This window comes from Streptomyces sp. NPDC002232, from assembly GCF_042890295.1.
In the GTDB taxonomy this organism is placed as follows: Bacteria; Actinomycetota; Actinomycetes; order Streptomycetales; family Streptomycetaceae; genus Streptomyces.
Map to the genome: position 1 here is coordinate 781,276 of NZ_JBIARV010000002.1, position 18,704 is coordinate 799,979.

Consider the following 18,704-nt stretch of genomic DNA (forward strand, 5'->3'; position numbering starts at 1 on the left):
CCACGGCCAGGGCGTCGGCCTCCTGACCTCAGGCCACGGCCAGGGCGTCGGCCTCCTGAGCCTCGCGCTCCCGGGCGACGAGGTCGAGGAGGCGGGCGACGCCGGCCTGGGTGGCGTCGTCCACGGGGACGTACGTGACGAGGTGGGTCCCGGCGTTCGGGCCGAGCCAGAGGTTGGTGTGCTCGAAGCGCAGCAGCCCCACGCGCGCGTTGCGGATGACCTTCACACGACCGCCGGGGGCGACCACCTCGTGCCGGGCCCAGATCTCCCGGAACTCGGGCGAGGCCTCTTCGAGACGCCGTACGAGCTCCTTCCAGGCGGGTTCGGCCAGGTGCTCGGCCATGGCGGCGCGGAGCTTCCCGGCGAGCGCGCGGGTGACCTCGGGCAGATCGGTGACGGAGGCCCGGAAGTCCTCGTTCGTGAAGGCGAGCCAGAGGGAGTTGCGGTCCTCGCGCGGCAGGGCGTCGAGGTCGCAGAAGAGGCGCCCGAAGGTCCGGTTGTGGGCGAGGAAGTCGTAGCGGCTGTTCTGGATCGCGGCGGGCACGGGCTCCAGCTGGTCGAGGAGCCGGCGCAGGGTGGGCGTGACGACGGGGCAGGGCGTCTCGGGGTGCGGGTCGGCGGCGCCGGCGAGGGCGAAGAGGTGGCTGCGCTCGGTCGGGTCGAGCAGCAGGGCCCCGGCGAGGGCGTCCAGGACCTGCGGGGAGACTTGGATGTCGCGGGCCTGTTCGAGCCAGGTGTACCAGGTGACGCCGACGGCGGAGAGGTGGGCGACCTCCTCGCGGCGCAGGCCGGGGGTGCGGCGGCGCCTGCCCCTCGGCAGGCCGACCTGCTCGGGGGTGATGCGCTCGCGGCGGCTGCGCAGGAAGGCGGCGAGCTCGTGCCGGCGCACGTCCTGTTCGGTCGGGGCCTCGGGTCCGCTGATCGCCATGACGGTCATGCCTCCAGGGTGCCGGGGCGGTCGGCCCGCTTCCAGGTAGTGCTTGTACCAGGATAAGGACACTCTGGTACCAGGCTGAGCGCGGGCGGAGGCTCGGTCCTGTGACTACGACCTCCCCTTCCGTCCGCACGGCGGCCCCGGCCGCCCGCCGGGCCCCCGCGCTCGGCGCCCTCGGCCTGTTCACGGTCCTGCTCGGGGCCGCGCTGCCCCTCATCGACTTCTTCATCGTGAACGTCGCCCTGCCGTCCATCGACCACGACCTGGCCGCGGGCCCGGCCCTGCTGGAGCTGGTGGTCGCCGGGTACGGCCTGTCGTACTCGGTGCTGCTCGTCCTCGGCGGGCGGCTCGGCGACCTCTTCGGCCGCCGGCGCCTCTTCCTCGCGGGCATGGCCGCCTTCGGCGTGACCTCGCTCGCCTGCGGCCTCGCCCCGGACGCCTGGACCCTGGTCGCGGCGCGGGTGGCGCAGGGCGCCGCGGCGGCGCTGCTGCTGCCGCAGGTCCTCGCGACCATCCACGCCTCGACCGAGGGTCCGCGCCGGGCGCGGGCGCTCAGCCTGTACGGGGCGACCGCCGGTCTCGCGATGGCGGGCGGCCAGATCCTGGGCGGGGTCCTCGTGACCGCCGACATCGCGGGCACCGGCTGGCGCTCGGTGTTCCTGGTGAACGTGCCGGTGGCGGTGGTGGGTCTGGTCCTCGCCGCCCGGGCCGTGCCGGAGACCCGTTCGGACCGGCCGGCGCCGGTGGACGTGCCGGGCACACTGCTCCTCGGGCTCGCGCTGCTCACCCTGCTCGCCCCGCTGACGGAGGGCCGGGCGGCGGGCTGGCCGCTGTGGACGTGGGTGTCGCTCGTGGTGTTCCCGTTCGCGGCCGGGGCCTTCTGGTGGGTGGAGCGGCGGGCGGACCGCCGGGGCGCGACCCCGCTGGTCCCGCCGAGCCTGCTGGCCCTGGTGCCGCTGCGGCGCGGGCTCGCGGTGGTGCTGCCGCTGTCGCTGGGCTTCAGCGGCTTCATGTTCGTGATCGCGGTGGCGCTCCAGCAGGGGCTGGCCATGGGCGCGGTGGCCTCGGGTCTCGCGCTGGTGCCGATGGCGCTGGCGTTCTTCGGGGCGTCGCTGGCGGGGCCGCGCCTGGTGCGGCGCTGGGGCACCCGGGTGGTGCCGGTGGGGGCGGTGCTCCAGGGGCTGGGGATCGCCGCGATCGCCTGGTCGGTGGGGCACGACTGGCAGGGGCTGTCCGTCGGGGACCTGGTGCCGGGAATGGCGGTGGCGGGGCTCGGTCAGGGGCTCCAGCTGCCGGTGCTGTTCCGGGTGGTGCTCTCCGAGGTGCCGTCGGAGCGGGCGGGCGTGGGCAGCGGGGTGATGGTGACCACGCAGCAGTCGGCGCTGACGCTGGGCGTGGCGACGCTGGGTTCGCTGTTCCTGTCGCTGTCCGCCTCGCCGGCCGACATGGGGACGGCGCTGCGGACGACGCTGCTGGTCCAGCTGGGTGTGGTGGCGGTGACGCTGCTGCTGAGTCTGCGCCTTCCCCGCACGGTCCGGTAGGCCCCGAGGGGACCCCGGAGAACCCGAGAGGACCCCTGACGGACAGGAGAGGACCCGAGCGGACCCGAGCGGATCCGAGCGGACACGACAGGGAACATGGAGTGACAGATATTGAAATCTGTCATCACACATGTCATGGTTGTTCCATGACCACCACACCGAAGAGCCCCGTCCCCACCCGTCGCCTCGGCACCACCGGCCCCGTCGTCTCCGCGCTCGGCCTCGGCTGCATGGGCATGTCCGCGCTGTACGGCGAGAGCGACCGCGCCGAGTCGCTCGCGACGATCCACGCCGCCCTGGAGGCCGGCGTCACCCTGCTCGACACCGGCGACTTCTACGGCATGGGCCACAACGAGCTGCTCATCAACGAGGCGCTGCGGACCGCGCCCGCCGCCGCCCGCGAACAGGCGCTGACCAGCGTGAAGTTCGGCGCCCTGCGGACGGTCGAGGGCGGCTTCACCGGCTACGACGGCCGCCCGGCCGCCGTGAAGAACTTCGCGGCGTACTCGCTCCAGCGCCTGGGCACCGACCACATCGACATCTACCGGATCGCCCGCGTCGACCCGGACGTGCCGATCGAGGAGACCGTCGGCGCCATCGCCGAGCTGGTCGAGGCCGGGCACGTGCGGCACATCGGCCTGTCCGAGGTCGGCGCGGACACCCTGCGCCGGGCGGCGGCCGTGGCCCCGATCGCGGACCTCCAGATCGAGTACAGCCTGATCTCCCGGTCCATCGAGGAGAAGATCCTGCCGACCGCCCGCGAACTGGGCATCGGCGTCACGGCGTACGGAGTGCTCTCCCGCGGCCTGATCAGCGGTCACTTCACCCGGGACCGGGAGCTCGCCCCCGGCGACTTCCGCGGCATGTCCCCGCGCTTCCAGGGCGAGAACCTCGACCGGAACCTGGACCTGGTGGACCGGCTGCGCGCGGTCGCCGAGGCCAAGGGCGTCACGGTCGCCCAGACGGCGATCGCCTGGGTCCTCGCCCAGGGCCCCCGGCACGGTGCCGACATCGTCCCGCTGATCGGCGCCCGCCGCCGCGACCGGCTCACCGAGGCGCTCGGCGCCCTGGACGTCACGCTCGACGCCGCCGACCTGGCCGCGATCGAGGAGGCCGTACCGGCGGGCGCGGCGTCCGGCGAGCGCTACCCGGCGGCGCAGATGGCCCACCTGGACAGCGAGCACTGACAGGTACTGTCGTTCCATGGCCGCCACCGAGACCCTGACCGCAGAGCGCATCCTCGAAGCGACCGAGGAGGTGCTGCGGCGCTACGGCCCGGCGAAGGCGACCGTCGTCGACGTGGCCCGGGTCCTCGGCGTCAGCCACGGCAGCGTGTACCGCCACTTCCGCACGAAGGCGGCGCTGCGCGAGGCGGTCACCGAGCGGTGGCTGGAGCGGACCATCGTCGCCCTCGTGCCGTACGTCGAGGCCGCGGGTCCGGCGGACGAGCGGCTGACCGGCTGGCTCACGGCCCTCTTCGGCCTGAAGCGGAGGAAGGCGGGCGGCGAGCCGGAGCTGATGGCCACCTTCCAGGTGCTGATCGGCGAGAACAGCGCGGTGGTCGACCGGCACGAGGATCATCTGGTCGAGCAGATCGAGAGCATCCTGACGGACGGTCACCGCGAGGGCCTGTTCGCGGCGCCGGAGCGGGACTTCGCCACGACGGCCCGCGCGGTCTTCCACGCCACGGACCGCTTCCACAATCCGGCGCACGCCGCCGAGTGGTCGGCCCCGGACGCCGAGGCGGCCTTCTCGGCCGTCGTGGCCCTCGTGCAGCGCGCGCTGAGGGCCTGAGCCGCACACCCCACTTGAAGATCATTTGGCTTGGAATTTCCCCTTCCCTGTCCGGTGCGTGACTAGCGTGCTCCCGCACCGCGACCGTCGGCACTTCCAGGGGGATCCATGTCCACACCCGCCAGACCGGCCCGATCGGGCGGCTCCTCCGCGATCGGCTGGGTCCTCACGATCGGTCTCAACGTCGTCGCGCCGATCCTCACCTACAACACGCTGACGGAAGACCACGGCTGGTCCGAGTTCTCCGCGCTGCTCCTGAGCGGCGCGTGGCCGGTGCTCGACACCGCGGTCATGGCCGCCTGGCGGCGCAAGATCGACGAGTTCGCGATGGTCACCCTGGTCTTCCTGGTGATCACCGCCGTGGTCTCGCTGGTCGGCCCGCACACCGCCCGCGCGCTGCTCGTGAAGGACTCCGCGGTGACGGGCCTGTTCGGCCTGCTCTGCCTGGGGACGCTGCTCGCGCCGCGCCCGCTGATGTTCTACTTCGGCCGCAAGTTCGCGACCGACGGGACCGCCGCCTCGACGGCCTGGTGGAACGGCATGTGGGAGTACGAGGGCTTCCGCTCCACCATGCGCACGATGACGCTGGTCTGGGGCGTGGCGTACGTGGCCGAGGCGCTGGTCCGCGTCGCGCTCGCGTACGTCCTCCCGACGCGGACCATGGTGACGCTCAGCCCGGTCATGATCTACAGCGTCCTCGGCGTGCTCGGCGTGTGGACGGCCTGGTTCGGCAAGCGCCGCGCGGCGGAGGGCGCCCGACGGCAGGCCGAGGCGGAGGCCGCCGCGGCCTCCGGAGCCGCGACCGCCTGACGGCACGGGAAAGCCCCCGGCCCCTTCCGCGAGGGAAGGGACCGGGGGCTTGCGCGTGTCCGCGATCAGGCGGCTCAGGCGCCGATGAGGCGGCTGGCCAGGTAGCCCTGGATCTGGTCGAGGGAGACGCGCTCCTGCTTCATGGTGTCGCGCTCGCGCACGGTCACGGCGTTGTCCTCGAGGGTGTCGAAGTCGACGGTGACGCAGTACGGCGTGCCGATCTCGTCCTGACGGCGGTAGCGGCGGCCGATGGCGCCGGCGTCGTCGAACTCGATGTTCCAGTTCTGGCGCAGGTCCGCGGCGAGGCCCTTGGCCTTCGGGGAGAGCTGCGCGTTCCGGGAGAGCGGCAGGACCGCGACCTTGACCGGGGCCAGGCGGTGGTCGAGGCGCAGCACCGTGCGCTTCTCCATGACGCCCTTGGCGTTCGGGGCCTCGTCCTCGATGTACGCGTCGAGCAGGAAGGCCAGCATCGTGCGGCCGACACCGGCGGCGGGCTCGATGACGTACGGCGTGTAGCGCTCGTTGGACTCCTGGTCCAGGAAGGTGAGGCTGGCGCCGGAGGCCTTGGAGTGGGCCGTCAGGTCGTAGTCGGTGCGGTTGGCGACGCCCTCCAGCTCGCCCCACTCGCTGCCGCCGAAGGAGAAGCGGTACTCGATGTCGGCGGTGCGCTTCGAGTAGTGGGAGAGCTTCTCCTGCGGGTGCTCGAACCAGCGCATGTTCTCCTCACGCAGGCCCAGGCCGGTGTACCAGTTCCAGCGCTGCTCCATCCAGTACTCCTGCCACTGCTCGTCCTCGCCCGGCTTGACGAAGAACTCCATCTCCATCTGCTCGAACTCGCGCGTGCGGAAGATGAAGTTGCCCGGAGTGATCTCGTTCCGGAAGGACTTGCCCATCTGCGCGATGCCGAACGGGGGCTTCTTGCGCGCGGTGGTCTGCACCTGGGAGAAGTTGGTGAAGATGCCCTGGGCGGTCTCGGGGCGCAGGTACGCGACGGAGCCGCTGTCCTGCGTCGGGCCGAGGTGCGTGGAGAGCAGGCCGGAGAAGTTCTTCGGCTCGGTGAAGGTGCCCTTGTTGCCGCAGTTGGGGCAGTTGAGGTCGGCGAGGCCGTTCGCGGGGAGACGGCCGTGCTTCTCCTCGTACGCCTCCTCCAGGTGGTCGGCGCGGAAGCGCTTGTGGCAGGAGGTGCACTCGGTCAGCGGGTCCGTGAAGGTGGCGACGTGACCGGAGGCCTCCCAGACCTCGGTGGCCAGGATGACCGACGAGTCGATACCGACGACGTCCTCGCGCGAGGTGACCATGTAACGCCACCACTGGCGCTTGATGTTCTCCTTGAGCTCGACGCCCAGGTGCCCGTAGTCCCAGGCGGCGCGCTGACCGCCGTAGATCTCACTACAGGGGAAAACGAAGCCACGGCGCTTGCTCAGGCTGACGATGGTGTCGATCTTGTCGGCGGCCACGGTGCTCTCTTCATTACGACGACGAAGTGCGAATGCCTCAGGTTACCGGCGTGCCCGCCCCTGGTATCAAATCGGTTCCGCGACCGGGGCCCGCGAGGGCGCCCGGGCGTCCGCGTGGGGCGGACCACACCCAAGGCAATTGACAACCGTTTCCAGTTTTGTTGAAAATGAGTGTCATGAACGTACGTCGCCTCATACCCCGCACCGCCCTCGCCGGAGCCGTCGCGCTCGGCATCGTCTCCCTCTCCGCCTGCGCCGGATCCTCCGACGCCGCGGACAAGGGCGGCGACGGCAAGCTGGACGTCGTGGCGTCGTTCTACCCGATGCAGTTCCTGGCCGAGCGGATAGGCGGCGGCCACGTCGCCGTGAACACGCTGACCAAGCCCGGCGTCGAACCCCACGACCTGGAGCTCAAGCCGAAGCAGATCGGCGAGCTCGGCGACGCCGACGTCGTCCTCTACCTCAAGGGCATCCAGCCCGCCGTCGACGAGGCCATCGCCCAGGCCGGCGTGAAGAACACCGTCGACGCCGCCACCCTCACGAAGCTGGAGAAGCACGGCAACGAGGTCGGCCACGACCACGAGGGCGAGGAGGCCGGGCACGACCACGCGTCCGAGGCCGGCGCCGACCCCCACGTCTGGCTCGACCCCGTGAAGTACGCCGAGGTCGCCGAGGGCGTCGGCAGCGCCCTCCAGAAGGCGGACCCGGACCACGCCGCCGACTACCGCAAGAACACCGAAGCCCTGAAGAAGGAGCTCGGCGACCTGGACACCGAGTTCGAGACGGGCCTGCGGAACACCGCCACGAAGACCTTCATCACCACCCACTCCGCCTTCGGCTACCTCGCCGAGCGCTACGGCCTGGAGCAGGAGGGCATCACCGGCATCGACCCCGAGTCCGAGCCGAGCCCCGCCCGCATCAAGGAACTCCAGGACATCGCGAAGAAGGACAAGGTCTCCACCGTCTTCTTCGAGACCCTCGCGAGCGACAAGACCGCGAAGACCCTCGCGAAGGACACCGGCCTCAGGACCGACGTGCTCGACCCGCTGGAGGGCATCACGGACCGGTCCGAGGGCGATGACTACCTCGCGGTCATGCGGTCGAACCTCGCCGCCCTGAAGACCGCGCTCGGCGCCAAGTAGGAGGTCCCGTCGTGAGCGACGACCAGCCCGTCATCTCCGTCCGCGGAGCCACCGCGACCCTCGGCGCGCGTCCCGTCCTCCGGGGCGTCGACCTCACCGTCCACCGCGGCGAGGTCGTCGCCCTGCTCGGCGCCAACGGCTCCGGCAAGTCCACGGCCGTCCGCGCGGTCATCGGCCAGGTCCCGCTGACCGGCGGCGCCATCGAGCTCTTCGGCACCGAGCGGAAGCGGTTCCGCGACTGGGCCCGCGTCGGCTACGTGCCGCAGCGCACCACCGCCGCCGCCGGCGTCCCCGCCACCATCCGCGAGGTCGTCTCCTCCGGCCGGCTCTCCCGCCGGAGGTTCGGCTGGACGACGAAGGCCGACCGGGCCGCCGTCGAGCGGGCCATCGAGCTGGTCGGCCTCGCCGACCGCGCCAGGGACTCCGTCTCCGCGCTCTCCGGCGGCCAGCACCAGCGGGTGCTGATCGCCCGGGCGCTCGCCTCCGAGCCCGAGCTGCTGATCATGGACGAGCCGATGGCCGGCGTCGACCTCGCGAGCCAGGAGATCCTCGCCGCGACCCTGCGCGAGCAGGTCGCCGGCGGCACCTCGGTCCTGCTCGTCCTGCACGAGCTGGGCCCGCTGGAGCCCCTCATCGACCGCGCGGTCGTCCTGCGCGACGGCTGCGTCGTCCACGACGGGCCGCCGCCGGAGGCCGTCGGCCAGCACGCGCTGCCCGGCCACGACCACGTACATCCGCACGCGGCCGGCGAGCCGCTCCGCACGGGACTGCTGACCTGATCATGGACTTCCTCGAACCGGCCTTCATGCAGCGGGCGCTCCTCGCGGCCGTCCTCGTCGGCATCACCGCACCCGCCGTCGGCATCTACCTGGTCCAGCGCCGCCAGGCCCTCATGGGCGACGGCATCGGCCACGTCGCCATGACGGGCGTCGGCCTCGGCTTCCTGCTGAACTCCAGCCCGGTCTGGATGGCGACCCTCGTCGCCGTCGCCGGCTCGGTCGCCATGGAGCTGATCCGCGCGTACGGCAAGACCCGCGGCGACCTCGCGCTCGCGCTGCTCTTCTACGGCGGCATGGCGGGCGGCGTCCTGCTGATCAACCTCTCGCCGACCGGCTCCAACGCCAACCTCAGCTCGTACCTCTTCGGCTCGCTGTCGACGGTCTCCACCGAGGACGTCACGGCGATCAGCGTCCTCGCCGCCTTCGTCGTCCTCGTCACGGTCGGCCTGCGCAGGCAGCTCTTCGCCGTCAGCCAGGACGAGGAGTTCGCCCGGGTCACCGGCCTGCCGGTGCGCGCCCTGAACCTGCTGATCGCGGTCACGGCGGCCGTCACCGTCACGGTCGCCATGCGGGTCGTGGGCCTGCTCCTGGTCAGCGCGCTCATGGTGGTCCCGGTGGCGGCGGCCCAGCAGCTGTCGAAGTCCTTCCGCGCGACCTTCGTCCTCGCGGTGGCGACCGGTGTCACGGTCACCCTGGCGGGCACGGTCACCTCGTACTACCAGGACGTGCCGCCCGGCGCGACGATCGTCCTGTACGCGATCGGGATCTTCATCGTCCTGACCCTGCTCGCCACGCCGCTCGCCAAGCGGCGCGCGCGGGCGGCGGAAGCCGCCGCCCTGGACTGCGACGCACGGGTTCCGGCCACCCGGCGGCCGGGCGACGACGTGAAGGTCTGATCCGCGACTGCCCCCGGGGGCACGGGGGGCTGGCAGAATGGCGGGGGCAGACAAGCATCCAAGGAGGCCCCCGTGGCGACGGCAGGACCCCCCGTACGCGGCCGCTCGACCAAGCAGCGGGCCGCCGTGTCGGCGGCACTCAGCGAGGTGGACGAGTTCCGCAGCGCCCAGGAGCTGCACGACATGCTCAAGCACCGCGGCGACTCCGTCGGCCTGACCACGGTCTACCGCACCCTCCAGTCCCTGGCGGACGCGGGCGAGGTCGACGCGCTGCGCACCAGCGAGGGCGAGACGGTCTACCGCCGCTGCTCGACCGGCGACCACCACCACCACCTGGTCTGCCGCGTCTGCGGCAAGGCCGTGGAGGTGGAGGGCCCCATGGTCGAGCAGTGGGCCGAGGCCATCGCGTCGGAGCACGGCTTCGTGAACGTGGCGCACACGGTCGAGATCTTCGGCACCTGCGCGGAGTGCGCCGGGAAGTGACCTGACATACGAGGGGGCCCGCACCGATCGGATTCGGTGCGGGCCCCCTCGTATGTCAGGTCGGGCGGCTCAGCCCTTGTCGAGGACGGCCAGGTCGGCCGGGTCGACGCCGCCGAAGCGGCGGTCGCGCTGGGCGAACTCGACGCAGGCCCGCCACAGGTCGCGGCGGTCGAAGTCCGGCCACAGCACGTCCTGGAAGACCAGCTCGGCGTACGCGCTCTGCCAGATCAGGTAGTTGGAGGTGCGCTGCTCGCCGCTGGGCCGCAGGAACATGTCCACGTCCGGCATGTCCGGGTAGTACAGGTACTTCTGGATGGTCTTCTCGGTGATCTTCGCCGGGTCGAGCCGGCCGGCCTTCACGTCCTCGGCCATCGCCTGCGCCGCGTCCGTCAGCTCGGCGCGACCGCCGTAGTTCATGCAGAAGTAGAGCGTGAGCTTCGTGTTGTCCTTGGTCTGCTCCTGCGCGACCTGGAGCTCCTTGGCCACGGACTTCCACAGCTTGGGCATCCGGCCCACCCAGCGCACCCGGACGCCCAGCGAGTCGAGCTGGTCGCGGGACTTGCGGATGAAGTCGCGGTTGAAGTTCATGAGGAAGCGCACCTCCTCGGGCGAGCGCTTCCAGTTCTCGGTGGAGAAGGCGTACAGCGAGATCGCGCCCACGCCCATCTCGATCGCGCCCTGGAGCACGTCGAGCACCTGCTCGGCGCCGACCTTGTGGCCCTCGGTGCGCGGCAGCCCGCGCTCCTTGGCCCAGCGGCCGTTGCCGTCCATGACGATCGCGACGTGCTCCGGCACCAGCTCCGGCTGGAGCTTCGGCGGGCGGGCGCCGGACGGGTGCGGCTCGGGGGCGCTGTACTCCCGACGCTGGCGCCCGAGGAGTCGTGCGATGGCCATGAGTGGTCTCTCCTAGCTTTTCTCTACGTACCGCAGGGAGCGCAGGCCGCGCTCCAGGTGCCAGTGCAGATAGGCGGACACGAGTCCGCTGCCCTCCCGGACGTGACGCGGCTCGCACGCGTCCGCCGTCGCCCAGTCGCCGGTGAGCAGCGCGCTGAGCAGGCCGATGGCCTCCGCAGAGGGTACGACGCTTCCGGGCACGCGGCAGTCGCCGCATATGACCCCGCCCGCCGCGACCGAGAAGAACCGGTTCGGCCCGGGGAGGCCGCACTTCGCGCAGTCCTCGAAGCTCGGCGCGTAGCCGTTCACGGCGAGGGACCGGAGGAGGAAGGCGTCCAGGATGAGGTGCGGCGCGTGCTCGCCCCGGGCGAGCGTCCGCAGGCCGCCCACGAGCAGCAGGTACTGCTGCACGGCGGGCTCGCCCTCGTGGTCGGTGAACCGCTCGGCCGTCTCCAGCATGGCCGTGCCGGCGGTGTACCGGGCGTAGTCGGTGACGATCCCCCCGCCGTACGCGGCGATGGTCTCGCTCTGCGTGCAGAGCGGCAGGCCCCGTCCGACCAGCTCGCTCCCCCGGGCGAAGAACTGCACGTCCACGTGCGAGAAGGGTTCGAGACGCGCCCCGAACTTCGACTTCGTCCGGCGCACGCCGCGCGCGACGGCGCGCACGCGGCCGTGACCGCGCGTGAGGAGCGTGATGATGCGGTCCGCTTCCCCAAGCTTCTGGGTGCGCAGCACGATGCCGTCGTCGCGGAACAGACTCATGCGCCCATTCTCCCGTACGGCGGCGGCGGACCGGACGCACGGCCCCGGAGAGACGCGGGTCACATCCACCCGTGTCACAGGGGCCCGGGCTGTCTCGTCCCAAGGGGTGAAGCCCAGCGCACGACACCCGCGAAGGAGCACCCCATGGACGCCCGACTGAACCTCTTCGCCAGCCCGACCGCCGGCAAGGCCTTCAAGCACCTGATGGCGGCGGGCAAGGCGGTCAAGGAGTCGACGGTCCCGGCCGCGACCCAGGAGCTGGTCGCGCTGCGCGTGAGCCAGATCAACGGCTGCGCCGTCTGCATCGACATGCACACCAAGGAGGCGGCGCACGCCGGCGAGACCGCGGTACGGCTGAACCTGGTGGCCGCCTGGCGCGAGGCGACGGTCTACACCGAGGCCGAGCGCGCCGCCCTGGAGCTCGCCGAGGAGGGCACCCGGGTCGCCGACGGGGCGGGCGGGGTCGGCGACGAGGTGTGGGCGCGCGCCGCCCTCCACTTCGACGAGGAGGAGCTCACCGCCCTCGTCCTGCACATCGCCTTCATGAACCTGGCGAACCGGCTGAACGCCATCACCCGGCAGCCGGCGGGCGACTACGAGGTCGGCCGGTTCCACTGAGGGACGCCCCACCGCACGATCATGAGGGGTCCGCGTCGCGCGGACGTACGGGAACGGGGAGAGGAAGCCGCCATGAGCAAGGTCGAGGAGTTCGAGGAGCTGCGCCCGCTGCTGTTCTCGATCGCCTACCGGATCCTCGGCAGCGTCGGCGAGGCCGAGGACGCCGTCCAGGAGACCTGGCTGCGCTTCGACGGCTCCTCCACCCGGCCCGACTCGACCAAGGCCTTCCTGTCGGCCACGGTCACCCGCCTCTCCATCGACGTCCTCCGCTCCGCGCGGGTCCGGCGCGAGGAGTACGTGGGCCCCTGGTTCCCCGAGCCGCTCCTCAGCGATCCCTACGAGGACCCGGCGCGGGCGGCGGAGCTGGCCGACTCGGTCTCCATGGCCTCGCTGCTCCTCCTCGAACGGCTGAGCCCCCTGGAGCGCGCGGTCTTCCTGCTCCGGGAGGTCTTCGCCTTCGACTTCCGGGAGATCGCCGAGGCCGTGGACCGCTCGGAGGCGGCCTGCCGGCAGCTGCTCGTACGGGCCCGCCGCCACATGCACGACGGACGCCCCCGGTTCACGGCCGACCGCGACGAACGGCGGGAACTCGCCACCCGCTTCTTCGACGCCCTCCAGAACGGCGACGTCGCCGGACTCCAGGACCTCCTGGCCGCCGACGTCCAGCTCGTCGGCGACGGCGGCGGGAAGGCCCCGAACTTCGCCCGGATCATCGCGGGCGCGGACAAGGTGGCCCGACTCCTCGGCACCGCCTTCCCCGCGCTCACCGAGCTCGACGTCACCTGCGAGCCGCGCGAGGTCAACGGCCAGCCCGGCGCGCTCTACCGCGACCGCGACGGCCGGATCCTCCAGGCCATCGTCCTGGACGTCCTCGACGGGCGGATCCAGACCATCCGCGCGGTCCTCAACCCCGACAAGCTCGGCCACCTCGGGCCGGTCGCCGACGCGTGGGCCATCGACCGCGAGGTGCGGCAGGCCCGCCGCCGCCCCCGCTGACCCGGCCCGCGCCCGCGCCCGCCGTCACGGCACCTCGCCGCGGCTGCGGGCGTTCACGTGCGCGGTGGCCGCGCTCAGCCGCTCCGCCGCGGTGGCCTCCCGCACCCCGTCCGGCTCCACGTCCCACTCCCGCCCGCCACCGAGCGGACGCACCTGCACGTAGGGGCCCTCGTGCCCCATGACCCTCCCGACCCGACCGGTCAGGATCTCGACGACGTACGACCCGATGGGCAGCGTCACGAACGACTCTCCTCCCTCGGCAGTACGGCGGCGGCGAGGAGCCGGGCCGTTTCCACCGTGCAGCATCCCAATTCCACGAGCGGCCGCGGGGGCTCTGCGGCGAGCGTCACGACGTCGAGCCCGAGCGAGGGGAGCGTGATTCCCGCCCTCGCGAGGGCCTCGCGCAATTCCGCCACCGCGTCCTGAGCGGTTCCGACGGCGCTCGTGGTCGTCTTCATGATGTCTTCCTTCACCAACGTATGCCTTTCTGAATCCATTTCCTGCTTCGCCTCTCCAGATTGGGGGCGGATACGTAGGATCGGCAGATGCGCAGGTCGTACAACAAGTGGGTAGGGTTGGGGAGTTAGCCCATGGCCAAGGGCAGGCAGGACGAGAGGTGGCGGTTCTTCGGAGAGCTCCTCAAGGAGCACCGGGAGACCGCGGGGCTCTCGCAGAACGAGTTGGGCGGACTGGTGTTCGTCTCCGGTGCGCACATCGGACTGTTCGAGCAGGGAATCCGAAAACCTCAGCTGGATGTCGCGGAGCGAATCGACAGCGTCCTACAAACCGGGGGTATTTTCGAACGGACGGTACGGGATCTCATCAACAAGTCACCGTACGCCTCCTATTTCCACGAAGTGGCGGAGCTGGAGGCGGTGGCGACGAAGATCTGCGAGTTCGCGCCGACGGTGGTGCCGGGGTTGTTGCAGACGCGGGAGTACATCCGGGCCGTGACGGTCGCGGCGAACCCGTTCGCCACAGAGCAGTACATCGAGGAGAAGGTCACCTCGCGACGGGACCGCGCGCGCATCCTCGATGACGCCACACGTCCCGAGTTCTGGGTCGTGCTCCACGAGAACGCGGTACGCGCCCCGGTCGGGAGTCCGGCCATCATGGCGGATCAGCTCGACCACATCGCGACCCTGATCCGGGACCGATGGGTCCTGGTGACCGTGATCCCCCGCTCGGCCGGAGCGCACGCTTCGATGAACGGCATGCTCCGGCTCATGGAGTTCGAGGACCAACCGCCAACGGCCTATACAGAGACCTCGTTTACCGGCACCCTGCTCGACGATCCGGCAGTGGTGAGGCGCGCACAGCGCGCCTACGATCTGCTCAGGGTCACCGCCTTGTCGCCGGCGGAGTCCCTGGCCCTGATCGAGTCGGCGGCGGAGGACTTCAGACGATGCGCGAGTACGAACTGAACAACGCCCACTGGTTCAAGAGCTCCTACAGCAACGGCGAGGGCGGTGAGTGCGTCGAGGTCACCTACGACTTCGCGGGCGCCACTTGGCGCAAGAGCTCCTACAGCAACGGCGACGGTGGCAACTGCGTCGAGGTCACGTACGACGTCACCGGCATCGTCCCCGTCCGGGACAGCAAGGTCGCCGACGGGCCCGTTCTCGTCGTGCCCGCCGCCGCCTGGGCCGCGTTCGTCGACGGCATCGCGAGATGACCACCCCGTCCCCGCCCGTGGTCCAGGGCTCCAGGAGTTCGACGCTCCAACTGGAGGGCGACGCACTGGTCCTGAGGCGGCCCCACGAGGAGGCGCTCATCCCGCTGGCGGCGGTCGAGCGGATCCGGGCGGAGGGCCGGTCGGTCGGGGTCGAGCTGACGGCCCCGGCGGGGGCCACGCGGTACGTGCACCGGATCGACGGGGCGAGCCCGGCGGGCGCCGCCCTGTTCGCCGAGAGGGTGAACGCCGTCCTGCCCGGGACGCCCGGGCGGGACACGGCCGCCGACGGCACCGCGCTCGTCGAGACGCGTACCCTCCCCCTGACCCGGCGGGCGAGGAAGCTGCGCCGCATCGGGTGGCTGTCGGGCGGCGCGCTCGGCCTGGTCGTCCTCGCGAGCGTGGCCGTCGCGGTCTCCGGGGACCCGGCCGCCGTGATCGCCGTCGTGCCGGCGGGTCTCGTCATGACGGCGGCCCTCGCCGTCGGGGCGAACGCGCTGGCGAACTGGTACCGCGAGCGGCGTCTGGTCCGGCACGGCATCACGGACTTCGCCGCCGAGGTCCCGGGGCGGCCGGGGATGTACCTCTACACGGACCCGGCGGGCCGCATCCGCCATGTGTTCACCTGGGCGGGCGGCATCGCCGTGAAGGTGAGTTACGACCCCGCCGACCCGGGGGACGTGGTCCTGCCACGGGCAGCCCTGTTCCGGCGCGGGGAGCTGGCCCTCGGGCTGCTCCTCGTGTTGCTCGCGCTGCTCTGCGTCGCGGGTCTGATCGCGCTGACCGTCCTCGCGTTCACCGATCCGGGAGCGCTTTCCGGCACCACCTAGGCGCGCTTATGGAAGTCATAAGTTAGCCTTATGAGCTCATAGACCGGGGGCGGGTACCACTCCGCGCGAGAAGTTATTTAGGGTGGCCTAAGTGTCGGCGGCTTTCGCCGCCACGTCGCTTGCGAAGGGAACCCGTCATGCCCCGCCCCCTCCGGGTCGCGATCGTCGGCGCCGGCCCCGCCGGAATCTACGCCGCCGATGCGCTGCTGAAGTCCGACGCCGCCGCCGAGCCGGGCGTGTCGATCGACCTCTTCGAGCGGATGCCCGCGCCCTTCGGCCTGATCCGCTACGGCGTCGCCCCCGACCACCCGCGCATCAAGGGCATCGTCAAGGCCCTGCACCAGGTCCTCGACAAGCCGCAGGTCCGTCTCTTCGGCAACATCGACTACGGCACCGACGTGCACCTCGACGACCTGCGCGCCTTCTACGACGCGGTGATCTTCTCGACCGGCGCCATGGCCGACCGCGAGCTGAAGATCCCCGGCGTGGAGCTGGACGGCTCGCTCGGCGCGGCCGACTTCGCGTCCTGGTACGACGGGCACCCGGACGTCCCGCGCGACTGGGAGCTGTCCGCCGAGAAGGTCGCCGTCCTCGGCGTCGGCAACGTGGCCCTCGACATCGCGCGCATCCTCGCCAAGACGGCGGACGAGCTGCTGCCGACGGAGATCCCGGCCAACGTGTACGACGGCCTCAAGGCGAACCGGGCCAAGGAGATCCACGTCTTCGGCCGCCGCGGCCCCGCGCAGGCGAAGTTCAGCCCGATGGAGCTGCGCGAGCTCGACCACTCGCCGAACATCGAGGTCATCGTCAACCCCGAGGACATCGACTACGACGAGGGCTCGATCGCCGAGCGCCGCAAGAACAAGCAGACCGACATGGTCGCGAAGACCCTGGAGAACTGGGCGATCCGCGACGTCGGCGACCGCCCGCACAAGCTCTTCCTGCACTTCTTCGAGTCGCCCGTCGAGATCCTCGGGGAGAACGGCAAGGTCGTCGGCCTGCGCACCGAGCGCACCGAGCTCGACGGCACGGGCAACGTGAAGGGCACCGGCGCCACCACCGACTGGGACGTCCAGGCCGTGTACCGCGCCGTCGGCTACCTCTCCGACGAGCTGCCCAAGCTGCCCTGGGACGCCGTCTCCGGCACCATCCCTGACGAGGGCGGCCGGGTCCTCCAGGAGACCGGCGAGCACCTGGCCTCCACGTACTGCACCGGCTGGATCCGGCGCGGCCCGGTCGGTCTCATCGGCCACACCAAGGGCGACGCCAACGAGACCGTCGCGAACCTCCTGGACGACTTCGCGCACGGGCGCCTGCTCACGCCGGCCACCCCGGAGGCGGACGCGGTCGTGTCCTTCCTGGAGGGCAAGGGCCTCACGTACACGACGTGGGAGGGCTGGTACGCCCTCGACGCCGCCGAGCAGGCGCTCGGCGAGCCGCAGGGCCGCGAGCGCGTGAAGATCGTCGAGCGCGAGGACATGCTGCGCGCCAGCGGCGCGATCGACTAGTCCGTCGCGGGGCCCTCGCCCCTTCCCGGTCCTACGCTGGAAGGACCCGGAAGAGGTGAGGGCCCATGTCCGCACCCACGATCGACACGGTCACGCGCGCGCGGGACGCGGCGGCCCGCGAGTCCTGGGCCGAGGCGTACGGACTGCTGCGCGCCCAGGACGCGCACCCCTCCCGCGCCCTGACCGCCGCCGACCTCGCCGCCCTCGCCGACGCGGCCTGGTGGTCGGGCCGCGTGGAGGAGTCCGTCACGGCCCGGCTGCGGGCCCACGCTGCCTTCGTGGCGTCCGGGGACCATCGGGGCGCCGGGCTGGCCTCCTGGTGGCTGGCGCACGAGTACGAGGCCCTGGGGCGGCCCGCGACGGCCTCCGGCTGGCTGCACCGGGCCCACCACCATCTGGACGACGCTCCGCCCTGCCCCGAGCAGTGCTTCCTCGCGTGGACCGACGCCGAGACGGCGGCCGCACGGGGCGACCCCTCGGCGGCCCTCGCCGCCGCCCGCCGCATGACCGCGCTCGCCGCCCGCTCCGGCGATGCCGGCCTGCTCGCGCTGAGCCGCCAGGCCGAGGCCTCGGTCCTCCTCGCCGACGGCCGCCGCACGGAGGCGTCGGCCCTGCTCGACGCGGCGATGCGCCCGGTCCTCGCGGGCGCACTGAGCGGGACGGTCACGGGCCTGCTGTACGACCTGGTGCTGACCCGGTGCCTGGAGACGGCGGACCTCGGCCGTGCGGTGGAGTGGACGAACGCGGCGATGGAGTGGACCGCGCCGCCGTGGACGGGCCGTCCCCCGGCGCCCCTGACCGCGCCCTCCGGCGAGAACCCCTTCCGCGGCGTGTGCCGGGCGCACCGGGTCCAGGTGCTCGACCTCCTCGGGGCGTGGGCGCTCGCGGAGGCCGAGGCGCGCCAGGCGTGCCGGGAGGTGCCGGTGGACCGCCCGGGGGCGGCGGCCGCCGCGTACTACACCGCCGGGGAGGTGCAACGGCGCCAGGGGCGCGCGGCGGAGGCCGCCGCCTCGTACGCGCGCGCCCACGAGCTGGGCAGGCTCCCGCAGCCGGGCCTCGCGCTGCTGCGGCTCGCGCAGGGGCGGCCCGAAGCGGCGGTGGCGGGCGTCGGCCTGGCCCTCGGTCGCCTCGGCGATCCCCGTCGTGACCTCCTGGGCCGGGCCCGGCTGCTCGCCGCCCGGACCGAGGTGGCGCTCGCCGTCGGGGACCTGCCCGGGGCGGCGGGCGCGGCGGCGGAGCTGGAGCTGCTGGCCGGGGACGTGCCGCTGCTGCGGGCGACGGCCGATGCCGCGCGGGGCGCGGTGGCGCTCGCGGAGGCGCGGCCGGAGCCCGCGCTGCGGCTGCTGCGGCGGGCGCTCGCCGGGTGGCTGGAGCTGCGGGTGCCGTACGAGGCGGCCCGGGTCCGGGTGCTGCTCGCGGCGGCCGGGCGGGCGGTGGGCGGCGAGGCGGCGGCCCGGCGCGAGCTGGGCGCGGCGCGGGCGGTGTTCGAGCGGCTGGGGGCCGTGCCGGACGCCCGGGCGGCGGCCCTGGCGGCGGGCGGGCCCCGGCGCGGCTCGGCGGCGTCGTCCGGCTGAGCCGGTCGGTCCTC

At 72.3% G+C, this 18,704-nt stretch carries 21 protein-coding genes; 15 read left to right on the forward strand and 6 right to left on the reverse strand.

The features are described from left to right. Positions 1-28 precede the first annotated feature (28 nt). Positions 29-937: a helix-turn-helix domain-containing protein gene (locus ACFYXU_RS10320; RefSeq protein ID WP_384564374.1), complete on the reverse strand. Its 909-nt coding sequence runs from the start codon at positions 935-937 to the stop codon at positions 29-31. 101 nt (positions 938-1,038) lie between these two features. Between ACFYXU_RS10320 and ACFYXU_RS10325 the strand changes: the two genes are divergently transcribed. The 4 genes from ACFYXU_RS10325 (at position 1,039) to ACFYXU_RS10340 (ending at position 5,079) form a co-directional block, all read left to right on the forward strand. Next, positions 1,039-2,475, forward strand: a complete 1,437-nt coding sequence (locus ACFYXU_RS10325; protein WP_389457289.1) for an MFS transporter — start codon at positions 1,039-1,041, stop codon at positions 2,473-2,475. A gap of 146 nt (positions 2,476-2,621) precedes the next feature. Beyond that, complete coding sequence (locus ACFYXU_RS10330) at positions 2,622-3,662, forward strand: aldo/keto reductase (RefSeq protein ID WP_389407241.1); 1,041 nt, start codon at positions 2,622-2,624, stop codon at positions 3,660-3,662. Between the two features lie 16 nt (positions 3,663-3,678). Continuing rightward, complete coding sequence (locus ACFYXU_RS10335; protein ID WP_389457291.1) at positions 3,679-4,269, forward strand: TetR family transcriptional regulator; 591 nt, start codon at positions 3,679-3,681, stop codon at positions 4,267-4,269. Positions 4,270-4,377: 108 nt separating this feature from the next. Next, positions 4,378-5,079: a VC0807 family protein gene (locus tag ACFYXU_RS10340; RefSeq protein ID WP_389457293.1), complete on the forward strand. Its 702-nt coding sequence runs from the start codon at positions 4,378-4,380 to the stop codon at positions 5,077-5,079. Positions 5,080-5,153: 74 nt separating this feature from the next. Here the strand turns inward: ACFYXU_RS10340 and ACFYXU_RS10345 are convergent, their stop codons facing one another. Then, a complete protein-coding gene (locus ACFYXU_RS10345) occupies positions 5,154-6,536 on the reverse strand; it encodes a glycine--tRNA ligase (RefSeq protein WP_361404583.1) in 1,383 nt (460 codons plus the stop codon). Positions 6,537-6,712: 176 nt separating this feature from the next. Here ACFYXU_RS10345 and ACFYXU_RS10350 point away from each other — a divergent pair, with 176 nt between their 5' ends. From ACFYXU_RS10350 to ACFYXU_RS10365, 4 genes are all read left to right on the forward strand, one after another. Continuing rightward, complete coding sequence (locus ACFYXU_RS10350; RefSeq protein ID WP_376508697.1) at positions 6,713-7,678, forward strand: metal ABC transporter substrate-binding protein; 966 nt, start codon at positions 6,713-6,715, stop codon at positions 7,676-7,678. 11 nt (positions 7,679-7,689) lie between these two features. Next, on the forward strand, positions 7,690-8,457 hold the full coding sequence (locus ACFYXU_RS10355; RefSeq protein ID WP_329855244.1) for a metal ABC transporter ATP-binding protein: 768 nt from the start codon (positions 7,690-7,692) through the stop codon (positions 8,455-8,457). A 2-nt stretch (positions 8,458-8,459) separates the two neighbouring features. Beyond that, a complete protein-coding gene (locus tag ACFYXU_RS10360) occupies positions 8,460-9,353 on the forward strand; it encodes a metal ABC transporter permease (RefSeq protein WP_389407238.1) in 894 nt (297 codons plus the stop codon). A gap of 72 nt (positions 9,354-9,425) precedes the next feature. After that, a complete protein-coding gene (locus ACFYXU_RS10365) occupies positions 9,426-9,836 on the forward strand; it encodes a transcriptional repressor (protein ID WP_329855242.1) in 411 nt (136 codons plus the stop codon). A gap of 69 nt (positions 9,837-9,905) precedes the next feature. Here the strand turns inward: ACFYXU_RS10365 and ACFYXU_RS10370 are convergent, their stop codons facing one another. Both ACFYXU_RS10370 and recO read right to left on the reverse strand, forming a co-directional pair. After that, on the reverse strand, positions 9,906-10,730 hold the full coding sequence (locus ACFYXU_RS10370; protein WP_361404572.1) for an isoprenyl transferase: 825 nt from the start codon (positions 10,728-10,730) through the stop codon (positions 9,906-9,908). 12 nt (positions 10,731-10,742) lie between these two features. Further along, positions 10,743-11,492 carry a DNA repair protein RecO gene (gene recO, locus ACFYXU_RS10375; RefSeq protein ID WP_329855240.1) on the reverse strand — a complete coding sequence of 250 codons (750 nt, stop codon included), beginning with the start codon at positions 11,490-11,492 and terminating at the stop codon, positions 10,743-10,745. Between the two features lie 144 nt (positions 11,493-11,636). On the opposite strand from recO, the gene ACFYXU_RS10380 reads away from it, so the two are divergent. Further along, a complete protein-coding gene (locus tag ACFYXU_RS10380; protein ID WP_329855239.1) occupies positions 11,637-12,110 on the forward strand; it encodes a carboxymuconolactone decarboxylase family protein in 474 nt (157 codons plus the stop codon). 72 nt (positions 12,111-12,182) lie between these two features. After that, on the forward strand, positions 12,183-13,106 hold the full coding sequence (locus ACFYXU_RS10385; RefSeq protein WP_361404566.1) for an RNA polymerase sigma-70 factor: 924 nt from the start codon (positions 12,183-12,185) through the stop codon (positions 13,104-13,106). A gap of 24 nt (positions 13,107-13,130) precedes the next feature. Here ACFYXU_RS10385 and ACFYXU_RS10390 read toward each other — a convergent pair whose 3' ends face one another. After that, positions 13,131-13,346 (reverse strand): hypothetical protein, encoded by a 216-nt coding sequence (locus ACFYXU_RS10390; protein WP_329855237.1) that lies wholly within the window; start codon positions 13,344-13,346, stop codon positions 13,131-13,133. Then, complete coding sequence (locus tag ACFYXU_RS10395) at positions 13,343-13,564, reverse strand: hypothetical protein (protein WP_361404560.1); 222 nt, start codon at positions 13,562-13,564, stop codon at positions 13,343-13,345. The genes ACFYXU_RS10390 and ACFYXU_RS10395 overlap by 4 nt, the downstream gene beginning before the upstream one ends. A gap of 132 nt (positions 13,565-13,696) precedes the next feature. Here ACFYXU_RS10395 and ACFYXU_RS10400 point away from each other — a divergent pair, with 132 nt between their 5' ends. From ACFYXU_RS10400 to ACFYXU_RS10420, 5 genes are all read left to right on the forward strand, one after another. Further along, positions 13,697-14,530 carry a Scr1 family TA system antitoxin-like transcriptional regulator gene (locus tag ACFYXU_RS10400; RefSeq protein WP_389457296.1) on the forward strand — a complete coding sequence of 278 codons (834 nt, stop codon included), beginning with the start codon at positions 13,697-13,699 and terminating at the stop codon, positions 14,528-14,530. After that, entirely contained in the window at positions 14,512-14,781 is a 270-nt protein-coding gene (locus ACFYXU_RS10405) for a DUF397 domain-containing protein (RefSeq protein ID WP_389407235.1), read from the forward strand. The genes ACFYXU_RS10400 and ACFYXU_RS10405 overlap by 19 nt, the downstream gene beginning before the upstream one ends. Next, positions 14,778-15,608: a hypothetical protein gene (locus ACFYXU_RS10410; protein ID WP_389457298.1), complete on the forward strand. Its 831-nt coding sequence runs from the start codon at positions 14,778-14,780 to the stop codon at positions 15,606-15,608. The genes ACFYXU_RS10405 and ACFYXU_RS10410 overlap by 4 nt, the downstream gene beginning before the upstream one ends. A gap of 137 nt (positions 15,609-15,745) precedes the next feature. Then, on the forward strand, positions 15,746-17,116 hold the full coding sequence (locus ACFYXU_RS10415) for an FAD-dependent oxidoreductase (protein WP_389457300.1): 1,371 nt from the start codon (positions 15,746-15,748) through the stop codon (positions 17,114-17,116). A gap of 65 nt (positions 17,117-17,181) precedes the next feature. Beyond that, positions 17,182-18,690 carry a LuxR family transcriptional regulator gene (locus ACFYXU_RS10420; RefSeq protein WP_389457302.1) on the forward strand — a complete coding sequence of 503 codons (1,509 nt, stop codon included), beginning with the start codon at positions 17,182-17,184 and terminating at the stop codon, positions 18,688-18,690. Positions 18,691-18,704: the final 14 nt, after the last annotated feature.

Excerpts from the sequence above, each read along its gene's own strand:
- ACFYXU_RS10380 (WP_329855239.1), top strand. The coding sequence starts at position 11,637 with ATGGACGCCCGACTGAACCTCTTCGCCAGCCCGACCGCCGGCAAGGCC.
- ACFYXU_RS10330 (WP_389407241.1), top strand. The coding sequence starts at position 2,622 with ATGACCACCACACCGAAGAGCCCCGTCCCCACCCGTCGCCTCGGCACC.
- ACFYXU_RS10415 (WP_389457300.1), top strand. The coding sequence starts at position 15,746 with ATGCCCCGCCCCCTCCGGGTCGCGATCGTCGGCGCCGGCCCCGCCGGA.
- ACFYXU_RS10405 (WP_389407235.1), top strand. The coding sequence starts at position 14,512 with ATGCGCGAGTACGAACTGAACAACGCCCACTGGTTCAAGAGCTCCTAC.
- ACFYXU_RS10420 (WP_389457302.1), top strand. The coding sequence starts at position 17,182 with ATGTCCGCACCCACGATCGACACGGTCACGCGCGCGCGGGACGCGGCG.
- ACFYXU_RS10360 (WP_389407238.1), top strand. The coding sequence starts at position 8,460 with ATGGACTTCCTCGAACCGGCCTTCATGCAGCGGGCGCTCCTCGCGGCC.
- ACFYXU_RS10340 (WP_389457293.1), top strand. The coding sequence starts at position 4,378 with ATGTCCACACCCGCCAGACCGGCCCGATCGGGCGGCTCCTCCGCGATC.
- ACFYXU_RS10395 (WP_361404560.1), bottom strand. The coding sequence starts at position 13,564 with ATGAAGACGACCACGAGCGCCGTCGGAACCGCTCAGGACGCGGTGGCG.
- ACFYXU_RS10410 (WP_389457298.1), top strand. The coding sequence starts at position 14,778 with ATGACCACCCCGTCCCCGCCCGTGGTCCAGGGCTCCAGGAGTTCGACG.
- ACFYXU_RS10320 (WP_384564374.1), bottom strand. The coding sequence starts at position 937 with ATGACCGTCATGGCGATCAGCGGACCCGAGGCCCCGACCGAACAGGAC.
- ACFYXU_RS10335 (WP_389457291.1), top strand. The coding sequence starts at position 3,679 with ATGGCCGCCACCGAGACCCTGACCGCAGAGCGCATCCTCGAAGCGACC.
- ACFYXU_RS10400 (WP_389457296.1), top strand. The coding sequence starts at position 13,697 with ATGGCCAAGGGCAGGCAGGACGAGAGGTGGCGGTTCTTCGGAGAGCTC.
- ACFYXU_RS10370 (WP_361404572.1), bottom strand. The coding sequence starts at position 10,730 with ATGGCCATCGCACGACTCCTCGGGCGCCAGCGTCGGGAGTACAGCGCC.
- recO (WP_329855240.1), bottom strand. The coding sequence starts at position 11,492 with ATGAGTCTGTTCCGCGACGACGGCATCGTGCTGCGCACCCAGAAGCTT.
- ACFYXU_RS10385 (WP_361404566.1), top strand. The coding sequence starts at position 12,183 with ATGAGCAAGGTCGAGGAGTTCGAGGAGCTGCGCCCGCTGCTGTTCTCG.
- ACFYXU_RS10350 (WP_376508697.1), top strand. The coding sequence starts at position 6,713 with ATGAACGTACGTCGCCTCATACCCCGCACCGCCCTCGCCGGAGCCGTC.